This window comes from Kocuria varians (genome assembly GCF_006539885.1).
GTDB classification, from domain to species: domain Bacteria; phylum Actinomycetota; class Actinomycetes; order Actinomycetales; family Micrococcaceae; genus Kocuria; species Kocuria varians.
Window position 1 is genome coordinate 1 of the sequence record NZ_BJNW01000023.1, and the last position, 18,787, is coordinate 18,787.

Below are 18,787 nucleotides of genomic sequence, written 5' to 3' on the forward strand. Positions count from 1 at the left end.
AGCAACATCGTCATTTGGGTCAGCTGTATAAGTGACAGGAAGTCCGCCCTTCTTGACAAAACGCACCTCCACACTAAGCCCCTCCCCCGAGCTCATTGATGAAACTCTGGACAATTTGGGAAAGACTTGACCCCGCTCCTTGCCTTCTCGAACGCCTCGGACAATGCGATTTACGTCTGACTCGCTAATTTCCACCGCATCGGGGTCTGAGAGCGCTTCAGTGGCTAGCAGAGTGCGGATTCTTCCTTTAGCCTCTGCCGTGGCTTTCCTGCCAGGCTTTAGAAGCTGGGCGATCCGCTCATATTCTTGATCTACTAGAATATCCAAATCCTGTGGGGGCTCGGCACTGAGAGGCAAAACGCGAACGAGTACATAATCAGCTAGTCTAAATTTCCACACGCGATGCAATAGGTCATCAAACAGAGTAACGGCTGCCCGCGCATGAAGATACAGCATTCCCTCTTCGACTATCTGATGCCAATGTTGCTCCCCGTCGCGTAGGTTGTCAAGTACTCGGATTGTACCGGCTTCTTCATTTGTTAGTTTAATGGAGCTATTTTGTATGCACCGCTTGACAGAGGCTTCCATGCCAATCGCCATGCGTTTTTTCTTATCAAAGACTGTTTTATCCCCGCTGGCAAGCAACGCGGATTTCAACAACATTTCAAAAGCGTGCTGCAGATGAAGGAGTATGCGAGTTACACGCGCGTCGTCGTCCAGGCCGTTGAAAGCGACGACTCCCGTACGTAGAGAAGCAACAGCTTTGGCGCGAAGGGTGCGCACATCATAGGACTCTTTGGGCATGGTTGGATATTACCTATGATCGGGCCCGAGCGAGTCTGAAGAGACGTGATGCGCCCGTAGCTTGGAGTAAGAAAGGTGATGACACGGCAACGATTTTGCGGGGCGGTCAAGCAAGAGGCTCAGCAAGCACCCTGCACCGTGGGAGCCTTGCGCTTGAGCTGGCCAGCTCCATAAAACATCTTGCAATAAAGAGCAAAGCGTGCACCTGATGGACCTTGAAGCACTTATAAGAGATAGACGCAGTATGGACTCCAAGCGGGCGATCTGCAACCTAACCATGCCACGACACGCCCCAGATATAGAAGTCATGACGTTGCTGGCCCTCGATTACCTCATTCAGGCTACATGTCGCGTGTACCGTTGCCGAGCTGCCTCACCGGTCGTTCCAACGAAGGCTCCAATTGCAGCCCATGACATGCCCGCGTGACGAGCCGCCCGCACGGCGTCGATGACGTGACGTTCCGCAGCGGACTGTTCGGCAATGGCCGCACGCAGAGCCGTGATCGCATCTACGTCCAGCTCGTCCTCGGGTCGCGGCTCGTACTGCTCGAAGCGCGCCGCCAGCTCATCGGCGTGAGCAAGAATTTCCTCGACGGTACGGGGCATAGCTATCGCCTCCGAAATCGACAGCGGATTAACGCAGGAACACCCAGTTCCACCTGCAAGTCATCTTGCACCTCGACACGGCACCAAGGAACTGCCACGACGCCCCCTGTCTGGCATCCCAGACACTACCCCCTCCAGAACCCGTGACCCTCATCACCCCCCGTGGTCCCATGGACTCATTCACCGTCCCCGGCCTCCCACGCCCAGGACTGAACCGCACCAGGAGGACCCTCATGGCACTGCCCAACGCCCGCCCCGTCCGCGCTCCCCGCGGAACCGAGATCAGCGCCAAGAGCTGGCAGACCGAGGCTCCCCTGCGCATGCTGATGAACAACCTGGACCCGGAGGTCGCGGAGCGCCCTGACGACCTGGTGGTCTACGGCGGCACGGGCCGCGCGGTCCGCAGCTGGGAGGCGTTCGACGCCATCGTGAAGACCCTCAAGGAGCTGGAGGACGACGAGACCCTGCTGGTCCAGTCCGGCAAGCCCGTGGGCGTGTTCCGCACCCACCAGTGGGCCCCGCGCGTGCTGATCGCCAACTCCAACCTGGTGGGCGACTGGGCCACGTGGCCCGAGTTCCGCAAGCTCGAGGACGAGGGCCTCATGATGTACGGCCAGATGACCGCCGGGTCCTGGATCTACATCGCCACGCAGGGCATCCTGCAGGGCACCTACGAGACGTTCTACGCCGTCGCCCGCAAGCTCTATGAGGAGGGCCGCCTGCAGGAGCCCACGCTCGCCGGCACCCTGACCATCACGGGCGGCTGCGGCGGCATGGGCGGCGCCCAGCCGCTGGCCGTGACGCTCAACGGCGGCGCGTGCCTGGTGGTGGACGTGGACGAGTCGCGGCTGCGGCGTCGTCAGTCCAAGCGCTACCTGGACGAGGTCGAGACGGACCTGGACACCGCGCTCGCCAAGGTCAACGCCGCGAAGGCCGAGTGCCGCGCACTTTCGGTGGGCTACGTGGGCAACGCCGCGGACGTGTTCCCGGAGCTGCTGCGCCGCCACCGCGCCGGTGAGATCACCGTCGACGTCGTCACCGACCAGACCTCCGCGCACGACCCCCTGTCCTACCTGCCCACCGAGTTCACCGTGGAGCAGTGGGACGCGGAGGCCAAGGCCGATCCCGTGGGCTTCACCAAGAAGGCCCGCGAGGCCATGGCCGCCCAGGTCCAGGCGATGGTCGAGTTCCAGGACGAGGGCGCCGAGGTCTTCGACTACGGCAACTCGATCCGCGACGAGGCCCGCCACGCCGGCTACACCCGCGCGTTCGAGTTCCCCGGCTTCGTCCCGGCGTACATCCGCCCGCTGTTCTGCGAGGGCCTCGGCCCGTTCCGCTGGGTCGCGCTCTCCGGCGACCCCAAGGACATCGAGGTCACGGACGCCGCCATCAAGGAGCTCTTCCCGGACAACAAGCACCTGCACGAGTGGATCGACGCCGCCCAGGAGCACGTGGAGTTCGAGGGCCTGCCCGCCCGCATCTGCTGGCTGGGCTACGGGGAGCGCCAGAAGGCCGGCCTGCTCTTCAACAAGCTCGTGGCCGAGGGCAAGGTCTCCGCGCCCATCGTGATCGGCCGTGACCACCTGGACTCCGGTTCGGTGGCCTCCCCGTACCGCGAGACCGAGTCCATGAAGGACGGTTCGGACGCGATCGCGGACTGGCCGCTGCTCAATGCCCTGACGGCGGCGTCGTCGGGCGCCACCTGGGTCTCCATCCACCACGGCGGCGGCGTGGGCATCGGCCGTTCCATCCACGCGGGCCAGGTCTCCGTGGCGGACGGCACGGACCTCGCGGCGGAGAAGCTCGAGCGCCTGCTGACCAACGACCCCGGCATGGGCGTGATCCGCCACGCGGACGCCGGCTACGAGCGCGCCATCGAGGTCGCAGACGAGCGCGGGGTCAACATCCCCATGCACAACGACCTCGCGACCACCCGCCAGGCGGACCAGTGACCGGGCCCGCCCCCGCAGGCCGGGACGACGACGCCGCACGCAGCCACCACGCCGGCGGTCACCCGGGCGCGCAGGCGCCCCGGGCGGCGTCGTCCGCTGACGGGTCCGAGCTCATCACCGGGATCGGCGAGCTGCACACCGTGGACCCCGCGCGGGGTGAGGACTCCGTGCTCACGGACGCGGCCGTCGTCGTCGAGGACGGCGTGGTCGCGTGGGTGGGCCCGGCCGCCGAGGCTCCTGCCGCGGACCGCGCGGTGGACGTCGAGGGGCGCGCCGCGCTGCCCGGCTGGGTGGACTCCCACACGCACCTGGTGTTCGCCGGGGACCGCTCCGCCGAGTTCGCCGCCCGCATGGCCGGGCAGGACTACGCCGCCGGCGGGATCGGCGTGACCACGCGGGCGACCCGTGAGACGGACGACGAGACCCTGCGCGGGCTCGTCGCCGGTCGGGTCGCGGACGCCGTGGCCGGGGGCACCACCTACCTGGAGACCAAGACGGGCTACGGCCTGGACGTGGAGCAGGAGCTGCGCGCCGCGCGGATCGCCGCCGACGCCGCGGACGAGGTCACCTTCCTGGGCGCCCACCTGGTGCCCGAGGGCATCGACGCCGAGGCGTACGTGGACCTCGTGTGCGGGCCCATGCTCGACGCCGTGCGGCCGTACGTGCAGTGGGCGGACGTGTTCTGCGAGCGCGGGGCGTTCACCCCCGAGCAGTCGCGCAGGGTGCTGGAGGCCTGCCGGGACGCCGGTCTGGGGCTGCGCGTGCACGGCAACCAGCTCGGTCCGGGCGAGGGCGTGGCCCTGGCCGTGGAGCTGGGCGCGGCGTCCGTGGACCACTGCAACTTCCTCTCGGAGGAGGACGTGGCGGCGCTGGCGGCGTCGGACACCGTGGCCACCGTGCTGCCGGCGTGCGACCTCTCCACGCGCGCCCCGCTGGCCCCGGCCCGCGAGCTCGTGGACGCCGGTGCGACCGTGGCGATCGCCTCCAACTGCAACCCGGGGACGAGCTACACCACGGCCATGAACTTCTGCGTGGCCACCGCGGTGCTGCAGATGAGGCTGACGGTCGAGGAGGCCATCCGCGCCGCAACGCTCGGCGGCGCGAAGGCCCTGCGCCGCGACGTCTCCACCCCGGGACGCCCCGCCGTGGGACACCTGGCCGTGGGGGCCCGCGCGGACCTGCACGTCCTGGACGCCCCCTCCGCGATGCACCTGGCCTACCGCCCCGGCATGCCCCTCACGTGGGGCGTGTGGCGGGCGGGCCGCCGGGAGGTCTGACGCACACCCTCCGTGCCCGGCAGAACGTGCCGGGCGCGGAGGCCCCACCGGCGCCCGCGCCCCGACGACCCACCAACCACGAGGACACGACATGAGCAGACTGCAGGCAACCGTGCCCACCAGACGCGGTGACGTGCTGCGCTTCGTGCTGTACAGCGCGGTGGGCATCTTCATGTTCTTCGTGCCCATCACCCTGGGGGGCCTCAGCACCATTCCCCTGGACCACATCGTCACGTGGCTGCGGAACAACCTCACCGAGGTGGTGCCGTTCTACGCACTGGCCCTGATCGTGGCCGGCACGGTGGTTCCTTTCGTCACCGGGCGGTGGCGCGCCTCGCCGGTCAAGATGGCGTTCGCGCTCCTCAACGTCCTGGGGCTCGTGGTCGGCTTCGCCATGGTGTTCCACGTGGGCCCGGACTGGCTGATGGCCAAGGACATGGGTCCGTTCCTATTCAACTCGCTGGTGATCCCGGTGGGCCTGATCGTCCCCATCGGCGCGGTCTTCCTGGCCCTGCTGATCGGCTACGGCCTCATGGAGTTCATCGGGGTGTTCCTGCAGCCGGTGATGCGCCCCGTGTGGCGGACCCCGGGCCGCTCGGCCATCGACGCCGTGGCCTCCTTCGTGGGCAGCTACTCGCTCGGCCTGCTGCTCACCGACCGCGTGTACCGGGAGGGCCGCTACACCTCCCGCGAGGCCGCCATCATCGCCACAGGGTTCTCCACGGTCTCCGCGAGCTTCATGGTGATCGTGGCCAAGGCGCTGGACCTCATGGACCACTGGCTGCTCTACTTCTGGCTCGCCCTGGTGGTGACGTTCGCGGTCACCGCCATCACCGTGCGCATCCCGCCGCTGAGCCGCATGCCGGACGAGCCCTACCCCGGGGTGGAGCACCAGCCGGAGACCCTCGTCACCGGGCACCGCTTCCACCACGCGTGGTCGGACGCCCGCGAGGCCCTTCACGCCGCCCCCGGGCTCGGTCGCAACATCTGGGAGAACCTGCGCGACGGCCTCCGGATGGCCACGTCCATCCTGCCGTCGATCCTCTCCACCGGCCTGCTCGGCCTGGTGATCGCGCGCTACACCCCGATCTTCGACTGGATCGGATACATCTTCGTGCCGTTCGCGTGGGTCGTGGGACTGCCCGAACCGCTCCTGGCCGGCAAGGCCTCGGCCACCGGTATCGCGGAGATGTTCCTCCCTGCGGCCCAGGTGGCCGGGCAGGACTCGCTCACCCTGCGTCTGGTGATCGCCATCGTGTGCGTGTCCGCCATCATCTTCTTCTCCGCGCTCGTCCCGTCCATCCTGGCCACGGAGATCCCGGTGACCATCCGGTCCCTGGTGGTCATCTGGTTCGAGCGCGTGGCCCTCACCATCCTCATCGCCACTCCCCTGGTGAAGCTGCTGACCTAGCAGCGCGATCCAGCACCATCACGCTCGAGACCCGCCAGGGCGCTCGCACCACCGAACGGAAGGAACCCTTCTCATGACCACCGCCGCTCCCGCCACCGTGTGGCTCTCCGACCACGGGACCACCGTGGGGGACGTCATCGCCGTCGCCCGGGACAACGCCCCCGTGCAGCTCACCGAGGAGGCGCGTGCCCACGTGGCCCGCGTGCGCCGCCACATCGACGAGCTCGCCGCCTCAGAGATCCCCGCCTACGGCATCTCCACCGGCTTCGGCGCGCTGGCCAACAAGCACATCCCGCAGGAGAAGCGCACCCTGCTGCAGAAGTCCCTCGTGCGCTCCCACGCGGCGGGCACCGGCCCGGTGGTGGAGCGCGAGGTGGTGCGCGCCCTGATGTTCCTGCGCGCCAAGACCCTGGCCTCCGGGCACACGGGCATCCGGGTGGAGACCCTCGAGACCATGCTCGCCGTGCTCAACGCGGGCATCACCCCCGTGGTCCACGAGTTCGGCTCGCTGGGCTGCTCCGGTGACCTGGCGCCGCTCGCCCACTGCGCGCTCGTCCTCATGGGCGAGGGCCGCGCCGTCGGACCGGACGGCACCGAACGCCCCGTACCCGAGCTGCTCGCCGAGGCCGGGATCGAGCCCGTGACCCTCGCCGAGAAGGAGGGCCTGGCGCTGATCAACGGCACGGACGGCATGCTGGGCCAGCTCATCATGGCGCTCGCGGACCTCAAGGACCTGCTGACCGCCGCGGACATCACCGCCGCGTTCTCCGTGGAGGGCCTGCTGGGCACGGACCGCGTGTTCGTGCCGGAGCTGCACGAGCCGCTGCGCCCGCACCCGGGCCAGGCGGACGCCGCCGCGAACATGCTCAAGGTGCTGGAGGGTTCCGGGATCGTGGCCTCCCACCGCGTGGACGACGACCGCGTGCAGGACGCCTACTCCCTGCGCTGCGCACCCCAGGTGGCCGGCGGCAGCCGCGACACCGCGAACTACGCGCTCTCCGTGGCCCAGCACGAGCTGGCCGCCGCGGTGGACAACCCCGTGGTCCTCGACGACGGCACCGTGAGCTCCAACGGCAACTTCCACGGCGCCCCGGTGGCGTACGTGCTGGACTTCCTGGCGATCCCCATCGCGGACCTGGCGTCCATGTCCGAGCGCCGCACCGACCGCATGCTGGACCCGGCCCGCTCCAACGGCCTGCCCCCGTTCCTCGCGGAGGACCCGGGCACGGACTCGGGCCTGATGATCGCGCAGTACACGCAGGCCGGCCTGGTCTCGGACATGAAGCGCCTGGCCGTTCCCGCCTCCGTGGACTCGATCCCCAGCTCCGCGATGCAGGAGGACCACGTGTCCATGGGCTGGCACGCCGCCCGCAAGCTGGGCAAGTCCGTGCAGGACCTCACCCGCGTGCTCGCGATCGAGCTGCTGAGCTCCACCCGCGCGATCGCCCTGCGCGCGCCCCTGCAGCCGGGCGCCGCCGCTGCCGCCGTGCTGGCCGACCTGAACGGCACCGTGGGCGCCCCCGGCCCGGACCGCTTCATGGCCCCGGAGATCGAGGCCGCCGAGCAGTACGTGGCCTCGGGCCGCCTCGTGCGCACCGTGGAGTCCGTGACGGGCCCCCTGCGCTGATCGGTAGGCACGGCAGGACGACGCCGCTCTGGCACCGTCCTGCCGTGCGTTCCGCGCACTTGCGGGGCCGGGGACGACGCCGCCGCCGCGGGTCCCACGCCCGGGCCACCCGGCGTCGTCGTCCCGTGAATCCCAGGTGTAGAAGTACCCGCCCGGCGGCACGTTGTCGTGGCAGATCTACACCTCAGAGTGCGGGGGACAGGCGGCAGCGCCCCCTGTCCTCCGCACGTCGCCGGTTGTATCGTGGCTCACACGCGAAGGGAGCGGCACATGCCCGTCTACGAGTTCCGGTGCGAGGCCTGCGGGCCGTTCGACGCCCACCACGCCATGGCGCAGGTCCCCCGCTCCGAGCGGTGCCCCGCGTGCGGCGCGGACGCCCGGCGCGTGTTCTCCGCCGTGGGACTGTCCCGCGCGAACTCTCCCCGGGCACGCGCCGTCGACGCCGCGGCCCGCACGGCGGAGGCGCCCGACGTCGTCCGCTCCGTGCCCCGCCAGGGCGGTGCCCCGCGCACGTCCACCGGGGTGAGTCGAGACCCGCGGCACCTGAAGCTGCCGCGCCCGTAAGTGTCCCCGCAGCACCCGCCCGGCCGCGCGGGAACCACCCGCGGGGCCCACCAGAAAGGCTCCGGACCATGCCAGAAGTGATTTTCCCGCTCGACTCGAGCAAACCCTTCACGGACCAGAAGCTCACGGGCCACAACCGCTGGCACCCGGACATTCCCGCCGTGGCCACGCTCAAGCGCGGGGAGAGCTACCGGATCGACTGCCGCGAGTGGTTCGACGGTGCGATCGTCAACGACGACTCCGCGGACGACATCCGGGACGCTCCCCTCAACAAGGTGCACGCGCTGTCCGGGCCGTTCCGGATCGAGGGTGCGGAGCCGGGGGACCTGCTCATCGTGGACATCCTGGATGTGGGGCCCATCCCGCAGGAGGAGGGTCCGCTCGCCGGTCAGGGCTGGGGCTACACCGGCATCTTCGCGCAGAAGAACGGCGGCAGCTTCCTGGTGGACCAGTTCCCGGACGCGTACAAGGCCGTGTGGGACTTCCGGGGCGGCGAGTGCACGTCCCGGCACATTCCCGGCGTGAAGTTCACGGGCATGGTGCACCCGGGCCTGATGGGCACCGCACCGTCCGCGGAGCTGCTGAAGAAGTGGAACAAGCGCGAGGGCGACCTGATCGCCACGGATCCGCACCGCGTGCCCCCGCTGGCCCTTCCGCCCGAGCCGGACTCCGCGATCCTGGGCTCCCTCACCGGCACGGAGTTCGACCGCGTGGCCGGGGAGGCCGCCCGCACCGCGCCCCCGCGCGAGAACGGCGGCAACCAGGACATCAAGAACTTCACCCAGGGCTCCCGCGTGTTCTACCCCGTCTACGTCTCCGGCGGGCACCTGTCCATGGGCGACCTGCACTTCTCCCAGGGCGACGGCGAGATCACGTTCTGCGGCGGCATCGAGATGAGCGGGTTCATCGACATCCACGTGGACGTCATCAAGGGCGGCATGGACGCGTACGGCGTCACCGAGAACGCGATCTTCATGCCCGGGCGCAACGGGCCCGTGTACTCCGAGTGGCTCGCGTTCTCCGGAACGTCCGTGACCCTGGAGGGCGAGCAGCGCTACCTCGACTCCCAGCTGGCCTACCAGCGGGCGATCCTGCACGCGATCGACTACCTCGCCAAGTTCGGGTGGTCCAAGGAGCAGGCGTACCTGCTGCTCGGTGCGGCGCCCATCGAGGGGCGGTTCTCCGGGGTCGTGGACATCCCCAACTCGTGCGCCACGGTGTACCTGCCCACGGAGATCTTCGACGTGGACATCCGCCCCTCCGCGAACGGACCCGCACAGGTGGACCCGGGCATGGGCGCACCGCGGGCGATGAATCCGGGCTAACCCCGCTCCGCCTCCCAGCGTGAGGGGCCCGACGGCGCTCGTGGGCGCCGTCGGGCCCCTTGCCGTCCCCGTCAGTTCCGGGAAGATGAGAGCGTAAGTGACCAGCCGGTCCCGGCATGGTTGTTGCCCCCAGTCGATGATGGCCGCAGGCGGTGGAAACATACGGGGCCGGCAGTGGTTCACAAGGGCAGCCGTGAAAGGGATCATCACTCACGTAAGGCTTTTAAACGTAGGTACGAGCGAGTGGACCTGCTGGTCACCTCACGGCTTGCACGTGTGCGCAGAGAAAGTGACCCCGTCTAAACTACTAGATCATCTCGAGATCGACGTTGCTAAATTCAGACAGCTCGCTGCCGCGATCACCGTGGAATGTAATGCCGTTCATGACATCCCCCTGCCCCAGCCCAAACCCAGGATTCGAGGCCTGCTGTAGAAGCAGCAATCTGAGCTCGTTGTAGTTATAAAATGTTTAAATCGTTACAAATTTATAGAATGATGAGCTGCGGCTCTTGTAAGAATGCCGCTGGTCAACTATTATTTATTATTCAGTTCATGGATGAGAGCTCTCAGGATGCATGTTCAAAATAAAGTCAAAGATGTCGCCCCCCAGGCCGTTATCGCTCGGCGCCTCAAACGTCTTCCCACCATTCTAGACAAGCTTGAGAGACATCCCGCCATGGACGCCTCCCGAATGCAACACTTAGGAGGCTGCAGAGTGATTGTACCTTCCGTTGGGGAGGTCTACAGAATTCTAGATGAACTCAAGTCTGCTCATAGAGCGAGAAATAAAATTGTAGAAGTTACTGATTATCTAGGCGAGCACCCAAAACAGGACGGCTACCGTAGGGGTACACGTCGTCTACTCCTACGGTGCCACCAAAGAAGAGTATCACGGTCTTAAAATCGAGGTGCAGCTACGAACAGAGCTACAACATGCGTGGGCGACAGCAGTAGAAACAATGGATTTGTTTTCGGGTAGCCGGCTAAAATACGATGATGCCGACGACGCTTTAGTAAAATTTTTTGCGATCGCTAGCTCTCTTATGGCAGACCATGAAAATACTGCTCCTATTCCTGGGGTAGATGGCTCGAAGTATGACATGCGGTGTGAGCTCGAAAGTCTGAACTCTCAGACAAGAGCATTGGCCCGCCTTAACGAGTACTCACAGCTCGTTAAATCGCATTCCAAAGACCCTAACACCAAAGCCGTCATTCTCAAGCTAGATATGGAAACGCAGAATTTGGAAACTACCCCATATTCATCCATGCGCTCTGCGGAAAAGAATTTAGCGGAACTGGAAGCCGATGCGTCGGACTCTATTGATGTTGTACTAGTGCAAGTACAGAAAATACACCAGCTCAGAAGAGCATACCCGAACTACTTTGCCGACACAGAACAATTTAGCAAATTTATTGCAAGTCAGTTAGATTTTGTGAATTCAGGGAGGAGGTAAATCTTGTCTTCAATTTCATCTTAGGTATTCATCAGAATACGTCCTTCTGCCCTCATGGATTTCGGATCCCCCCAACAGATTGGACGTGCTCCGGCCCCTACTCCCCCTCGAACGGCCACCCGTGCGCCGCGAGCATTGCGCGGACGCGCTCCAGCTCCTCGGGCTTGGGCTCGTCCTCCGTGGCACGGTGGATCGCCTCGCGGGCGTCGGCCTCGGACGGCGCCACACCGTGGGCGCGGGCGTCCTGCGCGAGCTGCTCCGCGATGGCGGCCATGTCCTCCTCCGCGAGCTGCGGGCGCAGCACGGCGAGCACGGGCAGGTAGTCCTGGGCGGGCACCCCGTTGGGGTAGTCGGCGCGCAGCCAGCTCATCACCCGGGCCACGTACCCCGGCTGCCGGGGTGCCTCGTCCTGACTGGCCCCCACGAGGGGCCAGCCGGCGCGCGCGAGCTCGGCGGCGACGTCGCCCAGCTGGGTCTCCGAGGCCGCCGCCGGTCCCAGGAGGTCCCCCGCCGGGAGCCCCAGCGTCTCGAGCAGCCGCTCGGTGCGGTGAGGGCCCACCGTGCGGGCCAGCAGCTCCGCGAGCGGGGCGTGCTGCTCGCGCGGGACGCCGTGGGGGTAGGCGGCGCGAATGTGGTCGAGTGCCGCGTCGAAGGTCATCATCCGAACACCGAGATCCCTAGGTAGTGGTCCAAGCTCTTGCGGGTGATCCACAGGACCCCGATCACCACAGCAGCGAGCACGATCGCAAAGCAGAGTACCGCCCCGGCGAGCGCCAGCGGTTTGCGGCGGGCAACGCCGTCCGGGCCGGGCTCGGGGGTGGCCCGGCTCCACAGGGTGATGCCCACCGTGAACAGCGCGGGCAGTCCCGCCCCGAAGCACAGCCCGGCGAGCAGCACGGCGAGGACAGATCGGGCCATCTCGACAATCATCAGCGGGCCACCTCCTGGGCGTCGGCGCGGTCGGAGTCGGCGGGGACCACGGAGTGCGTGTCCTCGTCCCAGTCCGCGTTCACGTTGTGGCGGTCCACCTTCTGGTGCCGGGACCGCGCGAAGATCACGGCGGAGGCCACCACCAGGAGCAGGAAGATCACCACGGCGCCGGGCAGGCCGCCCACGGCGTGGGCGAGCACGAAGCACACGGCGCCCACCACGGCGGCGGCCGGGAGGGTGAGCAGCCAGCCCACCACCATGCGCCCGGCCACGCCCCAGCGCACGTGCGCGCCGGGCTTGCCCACGCCCGAGCCCAGGATGGAGCCCGTGGCCACGTGGGTGGTGGACAGGGCCATGCCGAAGTGGCTGGAGGTGAGGATGATCGCTGCGGAGGACGCCTCCGCGGCCATGCCCTGCGGGGGTTCGATCTCCACGAGGCCCTTGCCGAGGGTGCGGATCACGCGCCAGCCGCCCAGGTAGGTGCCCAGGGCGATCGCCACGGCACACGAGACGATGATCCACGGGGGCAGGCCGTCGTTCTCGATGCCCTGCACGCTCAGGCTTCCGTGGGCGATCAGGGCCAGGGCGATCACACCCATGGTCTTCTGCGCGTCACCGGTGCCGTGGGCCAGGGAGACCAGCGACGCCGTTCCCACCTGTCCCCAGCGGAACCCCCGGTCCCGGTGCGCCTGGGACGCCGCGCGGCCGATGAGGTAGACCAGGGCGGTGCCCACGGCGGCCACGCACCCGGCGATGAACGGCGCCAGCGCGGCCGGGACGAGGATCTTCTGGACCACACCGGCCCAGTTCACGCCGGCCGCGCCCAGGGAGGCGAGCCCGGCCCCGATCAGCCCGCCGAATAGCGCGTGGGAGGAGCTGGAGGGCAGCCCGAACAGCCACGTGGCCAGGTTCCAGAGGATGCCCCCGATCAGCCCGGAGAAGATGAGGGTCAGGGCAATGGTGGGGTCCAGCCCGGAGACGAGCCCGCCGTCCGGGGTCTGGATGAGCAGCACGTCCTTGGTGACCGTGGTGGCCACCTCCACGGACAGGAACGCGCCTACCAGGTTCAGCACCGCGGACAGGGCCACCGCGGTGCGGGGCTTGAGCGCGCCGGTGGCGATGGAGGTGGCCATCGCGTTGCCGGTGTCGTGGAATCCGTTGGTGAAGTCGAAGGCCAGAGCGGTCACGACCACCAGGCCCAGGATCACCAGTTCAGCTGTCATGGTCCCAGGATGACGGCCCCGGGCGCCGCACACCAAACTCGCCCCCAGGACGGCCCAGAGGAGCATGTGACGGGCAACCAGTTCATGCACACGAACAGGAGCGTTGGGCGCGTCTGAACCCGGGAGCATACTCTCCCCATGACCTCTGACTCCCACCACGGACCGGGCTCCGGCGAGACCTGGCACGAGCGCTCCCCGGCCACGGGAACCGGCGAGCTGCCCATCCTCAGCCCGCGTCCGGATCCCCAGACCCACCGGGGCTACGCCCACGGCACGGATCCGCGGCGGTGGCGGATCCTGGCGGTGCTGCTCGTGGCCATCTTCATGTCCCTGGTGGCCGTGAGCATCATCAACGTGGGGCTGCCCTCCATCCAGGAGGGGCTGGGCGCCTCCGAGTCCCAGCTGCAGTGGATCCTCTCCGGCTACGCACTGACCTTCGGGGTGGTCCTGGTGGCGGGTGGCCGCGCCGGGGACGTGTTCGGGCGCGGGTTCCTGTGGATGCTCGGGGTGGCCATCTTCACGCTGTCCTCGATCGCCGCGGGCCTGGCCCCGGATCCCACCATGCTGATCGTGGCGCGCTTCGTGCAGGGGGTGGGCTCCGGGCTGCTCAACCCTCAGGGCGTGGCCATGATCCAGCAGTACTTCAAGGGAGCGGAGCGCGGGAAGGCGTTCGGCATGCTGGGCAGCGCCGTGGGTGTCTCCGTGGCCATCGGCCCGGTCCTGGGAGGTCTGCTGATCCAGACGGGCGGCGCGTCCGAGGGGTGGCGGTGGCTGTTCGTGGTGAACGTCCCCGTGGGCGTCGTCGCGCTTGTGCTCGCGTTCCTGTGGTTCCCCCGCCCGCTGCTGCGCGGGCCCGAGGGCACCACCATCCGCCACGCCCTGCGGGAGATGGACCCCACGGGTTCGGTGCTCCTGGGCATCGCGCTGCTCGCCACCCTGCTCCCGTTCATCGAGGCCGGCTCCCCCGGCACGAGCCCGTGGGTGTGGGCCCTGCTCGCGGTCGCCGCCATGTTCCTGGCCCTGTGGATCGCGTGGGAGAAGCACTTCAAGGCCTCTGGGCACCAGCCCATGGTGGACCTGGACATCTTCAGGGTCAGCAGTTTCCTCAACGGCACCCTGCTGATCTCGTTGTATTTCCTGGGCATCACGAGCGTGTGGGTGCTTGTCACCCTCTACATGCAGAAGGGGCTCGGCCACACCGCGCTGGCCGCCGGCTGCGTGGGCCTGCTCAATGCCTTGGCGAGCGCGGTGGCCTCCAACCTGGCCGGCAGCCGCGTGAACCGGATGGGCCGCAAGATCGTGGTGCTCGGCATGCTCAGCGTGGTCGTGGGCCTGCTGCTGAGCATGGCGGTGATCCTGCTGCACGACTCTTGGCACATCAGCGAGTGGTGGCTCGTGCTCACCCTGGGCTTCGTGGGTTTCGGCCAGGGCGCCGTGGTGAGCCCCAACCAAACACTCACGCTCGCGGAGGTGCCACTCGAGTACGCGGGCAGCGCCGGTGGCGTGATGCAGACCGGCCAGCGCGTGGGCACCGCCGTGGGCATCGCCATGATCACCGCGGTGGCCTACGGTGTGGTCGCCGCCCAGGGCTGGTCCGTGGGCATCGCGGCGGGACTGGGCGTTGTGGTGCTCGTGGTGCTCCTCGCCCTGGCCGTGGCCCTGCGGGACATGCGCCACCGCGCCCGGAAGGACTCTCGCGCCTGAGTCACGGGGCGCACACCACGACGCCTCCGGAGCGCTCGCCCCCCGGTGGGCCCACGCTCCGCACTGTTCCGGTGGTACGACGACGCCGCCGCGCCCTCCCTGCCTCGGCCCCCGGCGTGCGGGGTCCATGGAACGCAGAGGTGGCGCGGCGGTGTCGTGAGCGGGGACTCTGAGTGGATCAGCCCTTCTTGAGGGTGATCTGCCAGCTGGCGTCGCCCTTCTCCACGAAGTCGGTGACCTCGTGGCCGTCCGTGGCCGCCCACTGCGGAATGGCCTCGGTGGCCTGGGTGCAGTCGAAGTCGATCACCAGGTGCTCACCGGTCTGCAGGGTCTGCATGACATCCTTGGCCTCGATCAACGGGAACGGGCACACGGCACCGAGCGAGTCCAGGGCATAGTAGCCGTCCCCCAGGCCTGTGAGCTTCTTCGACGGTGCACCTGCCGGGTCCTTGACCATGAGCGCGGCGGGTGCCGCGGCGAAGCCCGAGAACACGTTCGCACCCGAGGTGCGGGGAGCCCCCGCGGTGGGAGCGGCGTCGATCGAGTTGTCGTCCGGTGCGGTGGCGCCCACCGTGTGGTCCAGGCTCTGAGCAGTGGAGTAGGTGCCGTCTTCGCCGGTGGCGGGCTGCGTAACGGTGGGCTTGAGCCAGATCCTGGTGGCCACGGCCACGCCCAGGGCGATGAACAGCAGCGCGACCCAGCCCTGGAACGTGAACAGGCTGGTCTGGACCATGCCGTTGCCCACTGTGCAGCCACCGGCCAGGGCCGCGCCCACACCCATGAGCAGGCCGCCCGCGATGGATCGCACCGTGGTGGTGGCGTCCGGCACGCGCACGCGGAACTCACCCGTGGACTTGGCGGCGATGAACGAGCCCACCAGGATGCCGAGCACGAGCATCACACCCCAGTCCAGCTTCCCGTCCGCTCCGGTGACCAGGAAGTTCAGCAGGTTGGCGGTGGGGGTGGTGATGCCCAGACCGTCGTTGCGGCCGGTCGCGGCGGACAGCGGCCACGCGATGACGCCGAGCAGACCCACGAGCGCGCCGGCAGTGTAGACGTGCAGGGGCTTCTTCCATGCGGGACGGCCGTTCAGCCGTGCGGGCTTCCCGGTGTTCTTCTCGCGGTTGAGGAAGTGGCGCACCATCACACCGGTGACCGCTGCCAGGACGATCACGAACAGCCACGGGGAGACGCCCAGGGCACTGGGGATGGTGGTGAGCCCGGTGTCCCACTGCTTCATGCCGGAGTTGAAGCCCTTGAGCACGCCGGTCTTCATGGCGGACGCGGACAGCGCGTACATGGCCAGCGCGATCCACGAGCCCACGAGGCCCTCGCCGGAGCGGTACCACGTGCCGGAGGCGCACCCGCCGGCCAGGATGATGCCGATGCCGAACATGAATCCGCCCACGATCACCGCGAGGGGCGCGAAGGAGGGGTAGTTGGGGGAGATGACGCCGGCGGAGGTCAGGGCAGTGAGACCGATGGCGTGCACGGAGATCACCACGAGCAGCGCGGCGAAGGTCCGCCACGACTTCTGCAGGAAGATGTCCCGCAGCATGCCGGTGACGCAGAAGCGGCCGCGCTGCATGACGATGCCCAGCAGCGCGCCGATGACAAGTCCGGTAAGGATCATAGGTGAGTACCAGTTTCCCGCGCACCGGAAAGAGGGCGCATTCGGAGGAAGGGACGATGAGATGAGGGATCGAAAAAGACTCCGTATACTCAACTCCTCACCCGGGGGCAACGTCCAGTTTGTCGTCACAAAGTGTCACACTTCCCGGAAACGCCCCGAAGTACCTACTCGTGAGGTACTAGCGACATTGCGTCACGTTGCCCGGCGCGATACCGCCCGCAGCGCCCCGACGGCACCCTCCCCCGCCCGACTCACGGACATGGGCACCTGCCCGAAAACCTCCCGCGGGATCGGGGTCCGGCACAGCTGCGCGGTCCGCTCCACGTCCCAGTCCACGAGCACGAACCACTCATCGCCCTCCCGCACGACTTCCCGCACGGCGCCCGTGGCGCACAGCTCCTGCCGCTGGGACAGGTAGGCCCAGATGGTGTCCCCCGCCGTCATGGTTCGGTAGCCCGTGCGCAGGCACCACCGATCCGCGGGCTGCGAGCGCCCGATCGCCTCCCACACCGCCGTGGCGTCCTGGCGGGTGCGCCAGTCGGCGGGCATGTGCTGCCCATGAGCGGCCGGGTTGATGGGAAGCAACCAGTGGGTCTCCGCGGCCATTCACGCACCTCGCGATTCGGTCGTGGCGTTCGACGTCGCGCCCCGCCCGGTCCAGGCGTCACACTCGGCGGCATCGCCGGAGGCTCGCCCGGCGTCGGCGTCGCGCTCCTCCGGCGACGACGCTCCCAGCAGCGCGTCGTACCCTTCCCGGAACGTGGGGTAGCGCCACCGGGATCGAGGAACCAGGGAGTGCACGAGCGCCCCGTCGATGATCTTGCCGAGCGGCCCCTCCCCCGCGGGCGAGTCGTCCGGGGGCACCGCGACACCCAGCCGCGCCGCGAGGTGCGTAACGACGTCACCCAGCTGAGCGGCGTCATGATCCACGGCGCACAGCAACCGCGGCGGCTGGGGAGCGTCGAGCACGGTGGAGAGGACCGTGACGAGATCGTCCCGGTGGATCCTGTTGGTCACGCGCCGGTGGGTGACAGGCGTGGCCGTGCGGACCCGCTCGATCAGGGACGCGCGGCCGGGCCCGTAGATCCCCGCGGGGCGCACGATGACCAGGTCCGGGAAGAGATCGGCGGCGAGCTCCTCCGCGGCGAGCAACACATGGGCGGTGGCGCGCTGAGGGTTGGGCGGGGTGGCCTCGGTGACGACCCCACCGTCGGTGCCGCCCAGGACGCCCGTGGAGGACACGAGCACCACGCGCGGCGCGGCGTCGGACGGCAGGGCCAGGTGCAACCCGCGCAGCGCACCCAGGTAGGTGCGTTCGTAGGCGGTCGCGTCGCGGCCGTCGGCGGTGAGGGTGACCACCACGGCGTCGGCCACGGGAAGGACGGCCTCCCCCGGGTCGGTGAGGTCCAGAGAGACCGGCTCGATGGGCTCGGGCAGCGCGTCCGCGCGGCGCCGCACGCCCACCGCGCGCACTCCGCGTTCGGCGAGGCGCAATCCCAGGGCGGTCCCCACGTCCCCGCAGCCGGCCAGGAGCACTGTTGCAGCGGAATCATTCATGGCACCAGCCTGTCATGTCCGCGCGACGGCGCGTGGCCCGGCTCGCTAAGGGAAAGGAACGGTGCCATGACCGGGCAGAACCCGATCCATCACCCCCCTTATTATTTGGCCCTCCGGCATCTACGGTGGAGGTACCCAGCCCTGCTTCACCACCACTTGCTCAGCAGAGCAGAACGGAGATCACACCATGATCATGAAGACCCTGCACGACGCCGGTATCCGCTCTGAGTACGCCTACACCGCAGGCATGGGCTCGATCGCCCTGTCCTTCGTGTCGTGGGGAATCTCGCGTCTCAAGAGCGACGACTCCAAGGCCCAGTCGGACCGCTGGGGCATCTTCGTGGGCCACTGGGCGCCCACCTTCATGAGCGTGGGCCTGGCTCTCGCCCAGTACGAGCAGACCCTCGAGAACAAGAAGAAGTAGCCACCGACCCCGCAGCCACTCGGCGCAGAAGAACCGCCCCGCACCTTATTGGTGCGGGGCGGTTCGCCTGTCAGCGGCTGCCCGGTGCGGTGCTCAGTGCCCGTAGCCCTGGGACTGCTCCTCCGTGCCGGCCTGCTCCTCGAAGAACTCCTGCTGCTCCTGGGTGTTCGCCTGCTCGGCGGCCTTCTGGCGCTGCTCGTCGGTGTCCACCTGGCTGACCGACTCGGTGTTCTCGTCCTGCGGGTTCTTGCCCATGGCTGCGCTCCTTCGCGGTTACGTGGTGCGCCGCCCCGAGC

19 protein-coding genes are annotated in these 18,787 nt (G+C 68.0%); 10 read left to right on the forward strand and 9 right to left on the reverse strand.

Annotated elements, in window-relative coordinates:
- Together KVA01_RS11165 and KVA01_RS11170 are read right to left on the reverse strand one after the other, a co-directional pair.
- The coding region (locus KVA01_RS11165) for a DUF8611 domain-containing protein (protein WP_174805724.1) at positions 1-804 on the reverse strand (804 nt) is incomplete at its 3' end.
- Between the two features lie 336 nt (positions 805-1,140).
- Positions 1,141-1,410, reverse strand: coding sequence for a hypothetical protein (locus KVA01_RS11170; RefSeq protein WP_082810281.1), 270 nt, complete (start codon positions 1,408-1,410; stop codon positions 1,141-1,143).
- 233 nt (positions 1,411-1,643) lie between these two features.
- Here KVA01_RS11170 and hutU point away from each other — a divergent pair, with 233 nt between their 5' ends.
- The 8 genes from hutU (at position 1,644) to KVA01_RS11210 (ending at position 11,020) form a co-directional block, all read left to right on the forward strand.
- Entirely contained in the window at positions 1,644-3,362 is a 1,719-nt protein-coding gene (gene hutU, locus KVA01_RS11175) for a urocanate hydratase (RefSeq protein WP_068468411.1), read from the forward strand.
- A 113-nt stretch (positions 3,363-3,475) separates the two neighbouring features.
- Positions 3,476-4,639, forward strand: coding sequence for an imidazolonepropionase (gene hutI, locus KVA01_RS11180; protein WP_068468578.1), 1,164 nt, complete (start codon positions 3,476-3,478; stop codon positions 4,637-4,639).
- Positions 4,640-4,730: 91 nt separating this feature from the next.
- Positions 4,731-6,050, forward strand: a complete 1,320-nt coding sequence (locus KVA01_RS11185; protein ID WP_141270324.1) for a YjiH family protein — start codon at positions 4,731-4,733, stop codon at positions 6,048-6,050.
- A gap of 73 nt (positions 6,051-6,123) precedes the next feature.
- The gene (gene hutH / locus KVA01_RS11190; RefSeq protein WP_068468415.1) at positions 6,124-7,677 is read left to right on the forward strand and encodes a histidine ammonia-lyase; all 1,554 of its coding nucleotides are present in this window, start codon (positions 6,124-6,126) and stop codon (positions 7,675-7,677) included.
- A gap of 270 nt (positions 7,678-7,947) precedes the next feature.
- Positions 7,948-8,241: an FmdB family zinc ribbon protein gene (locus KVA01_RS11195; protein ID WP_068468416.1), complete on the forward strand. Its 294-nt coding sequence runs from the start codon at positions 7,948-7,950 to the stop codon at positions 8,239-8,241.
- Positions 8,242-8,309: 68 nt separating this feature from the next.
- The gene (gene fmdA, locus KVA01_RS11200; RefSeq protein WP_141270326.1) at positions 8,310-9,566 is read left to right on the forward strand and encodes a formamidase; all 1,257 of its coding nucleotides are present in this window, start codon (positions 8,310-8,312) and stop codon (positions 9,564-9,566) included.
- Between the two features lie 571 nt (positions 9,567-10,137).
- A complete protein-coding gene (locus KVA01_RS13250) occupies positions 10,138-10,467 on the forward strand; it encodes a RelA/SpoT domain-containing protein (RefSeq protein WP_371858586.1) in 330 nt (109 codons plus the stop codon).
- 7 nt (positions 10,468-10,474) lie between these two features.
- On the forward strand, positions 10,475-11,020 hold the full coding sequence (locus tag KVA01_RS11210; protein WP_141270328.1) for a hypothetical protein: 546 nt from the start codon (positions 10,475-10,477) through the stop codon (positions 11,018-11,020).
- Between the two features lie 97 nt (positions 11,021-11,117).
- On the opposite strand, the gene KVA01_RS11215 is transcribed toward KVA01_RS11210, so the two are convergent.
- Genes KVA01_RS11215 through KVA01_RS11225 form a run of 3 tightly spaced genes read right to left on the reverse strand, consistent with a single transcriptional unit; the run spans position 11,118 to position 13,173 of the window.
- Positions 11,118-11,681, reverse strand: a complete 564-nt coding sequence (locus tag KVA01_RS11215) for a DUF3349 domain-containing protein (RefSeq protein ID WP_068468420.1) — start codon at positions 11,679-11,681, stop codon at positions 11,118-11,120.
- The gene (locus tag KVA01_RS11220) at positions 11,678-11,938 is read right to left on the reverse strand and encodes a hypothetical protein (RefSeq protein WP_226905803.1); all 261 of its coding nucleotides are present in this window, start codon (positions 11,936-11,938) and stop codon (positions 11,678-11,680) included. The genes KVA01_RS11215 and KVA01_RS11220 overlap by 4 nt, the downstream gene beginning before the upstream one ends.
- Positions 11,939-11,949: 11 nt before the next feature.
- Positions 11,950-13,173 (reverse strand): inorganic phosphate transporter, encoded by a 1,224-nt coding sequence (locus KVA01_RS11225; protein ID WP_068468422.1) that lies wholly within the window; start codon positions 13,171-13,173, stop codon positions 11,950-11,952.
- 138 nt (positions 13,174-13,311) lie between these two features.
- On the opposite strand from KVA01_RS11225, the gene KVA01_RS11230 reads away from it, so the two are divergent.
- Positions 13,312-14,877, forward strand: a complete 1,566-nt coding sequence (locus KVA01_RS11230; RefSeq protein ID WP_141270330.1) for an MFS transporter — start codon at positions 13,312-13,314, stop codon at positions 14,875-14,877.
- A 178-nt stretch (positions 14,878-15,055) separates the two neighbouring features.
- Here the strand turns inward: KVA01_RS11230 and KVA01_RS13180 are convergent, their stop codons facing one another.
- From KVA01_RS13180 to KVA01_RS11245, 3 genes are all read right to left on the reverse strand, one after another.
- Positions 15,056-16,510 (reverse strand): YeeE/YedE thiosulfate transporter family protein, encoded by a 1,455-nt coding sequence (locus KVA01_RS13180; protein WP_068468426.1) that lies wholly within the window; start codon positions 16,508-16,510, stop codon positions 15,056-15,058.
- A 192-nt stretch (positions 16,511-16,702) separates the two neighbouring features.
- Positions 16,703-17,116, reverse strand: coding sequence for a hypothetical protein (locus KVA01_RS11240; protein ID WP_068468428.1), 414 nt, complete (start codon positions 17,114-17,116; stop codon positions 16,703-16,705).
- On the reverse strand, positions 17,117-18,067 hold the full coding sequence (locus KVA01_RS11245) for an NAD(P)H-binding protein (protein WP_231860594.1): 951 nt from the start codon (positions 18,065-18,067) through the stop codon (positions 17,117-17,119).
- 187 nt (positions 18,068-18,254) lie between these two features.
- On the opposite strand from KVA01_RS11245, the gene KVA01_RS11250 reads away from it, so the two are divergent.
- The gene (locus KVA01_RS11250; protein WP_055085169.1) at positions 18,255-18,491 is read left to right on the forward strand and encodes a hypothetical protein; all 237 of its coding nucleotides are present in this window, start codon (positions 18,255-18,257) and stop codon (positions 18,489-18,491) included.
- Positions 18,492-18,584: 93 nt separating this feature from the next.
- On the opposite strand, the gene KVA01_RS12655 is transcribed toward KVA01_RS11250, so the two are convergent.
- On the reverse strand, positions 18,585-18,746 hold the full coding sequence (locus KVA01_RS12655) for a hypothetical protein (protein WP_164497787.1): 162 nt from the start codon (positions 18,744-18,746) through the stop codon (positions 18,585-18,587).
- Positions 18,747-18,787: the final 41 nt, after the last annotated feature.

What these genes read in the sequence shown, in the direction of transcription:
- KVA01_RS11170 (WP_082810281.1), bottom strand. Translation starts at nt 1,410, where the DNA reads ATGCCCCGTACCGTCGAGGAAATTCTTGCTCACGCCGATGAGCTGGCG.
- hutU (WP_068468411.1), top strand. Translation starts at nt 1,644, where the DNA reads ATGGCACTGCCCAACGCCCGCCCCGTCCGCGCTCCCCGCGGAACCGAG.
- KVA01_RS11185 (WP_141270324.1), top strand. Translation starts at nt 4,731, where the DNA reads ATGAGCAGACTGCAGGCAACCGTGCCCACCAGACGCGGTGACGTGCTG.
- hutH (WP_068468415.1), top strand. Translation starts at nt 6,124, where the DNA reads ATGACCACCGCCGCTCCCGCCACCGTGTGGCTCTCCGACCACGGGACC.
- KVA01_RS11195 (WP_068468416.1), top strand. Translation starts at nt 7,948, where the DNA reads ATGCCCGTCTACGAGTTCCGGTGCGAGGCCTGCGGGCCGTTCGACGCC.
- fmdA (WP_141270326.1), top strand. Translation starts at nt 8,310, where the DNA reads ATGCCAGAAGTGATTTTCCCGCTCGACTCGAGCAAACCCTTCACGGAC.
- KVA01_RS13250 (WP_371858586.1), top strand. Translation starts at nt 10,138, where the DNA reads ATGCATGTTCAAAATAAAGTCAAAGATGTCGCCCCCCAGGCCGTTATC.
- KVA01_RS11215 (WP_068468420.1), bottom strand. Translation starts at nt 11,681, where the DNA reads ATGATGACCTTCGACGCGGCACTCGACCACATTCGCGCCGCCTACCCC.
- KVA01_RS11220 (WP_226905803.1), bottom strand. Translation starts at nt 11,938, where the DNA reads ATGGCCCGATCTGTCCTCGCCGTGCTGCTCGCCGGGCTGTGCTTCGGG.
- KVA01_RS11225 (WP_068468422.1), bottom strand. Translation starts at nt 13,173, where the DNA reads ATGACAGCTGAACTGGTGATCCTGGGCCTGGTGGTCGTGACCGCTCTG.
- KVA01_RS11230 (WP_141270330.1), top strand. Translation starts at nt 13,312, where the DNA reads ATGACCTCTGACTCCCACCACGGACCGGGCTCCGGCGAGACCTGGCAC.
- KVA01_RS13180 (WP_068468426.1), bottom strand. Translation starts at nt 16,510, where the DNA reads ATGATCCTTACCGGACTTGTCATCGGCGCGCTGCTGGGCATCGTCATG.
- KVA01_RS11240 (WP_068468428.1), bottom strand. Translation starts at nt 17,116, where the DNA reads ATGGCCGCGGAGACCCACTGGTTGCTTCCCATCAACCCGGCCGCTCAT.
- KVA01_RS11245 (WP_231860594.1), bottom strand. Translation starts at nt 18,067, where the DNA reads ATGAATGATTCCGCTGCAACAGTGCTCCTGGCCGGCTGCGGGGACGTG.
- KVA01_RS11250 (WP_055085169.1), top strand. Translation starts at nt 18,255, where the DNA reads ATGATCATGAAGACCCTGCACGACGCCGGTATCCGCTCTGAGTACGCC.
- KVA01_RS12655 (WP_164497787.1), bottom strand. Translation starts at nt 18,746, where the DNA reads ATGGGCAAGAACCCGCAGGACGAGAACACCGAGTCGGTCAGCCAGGTG.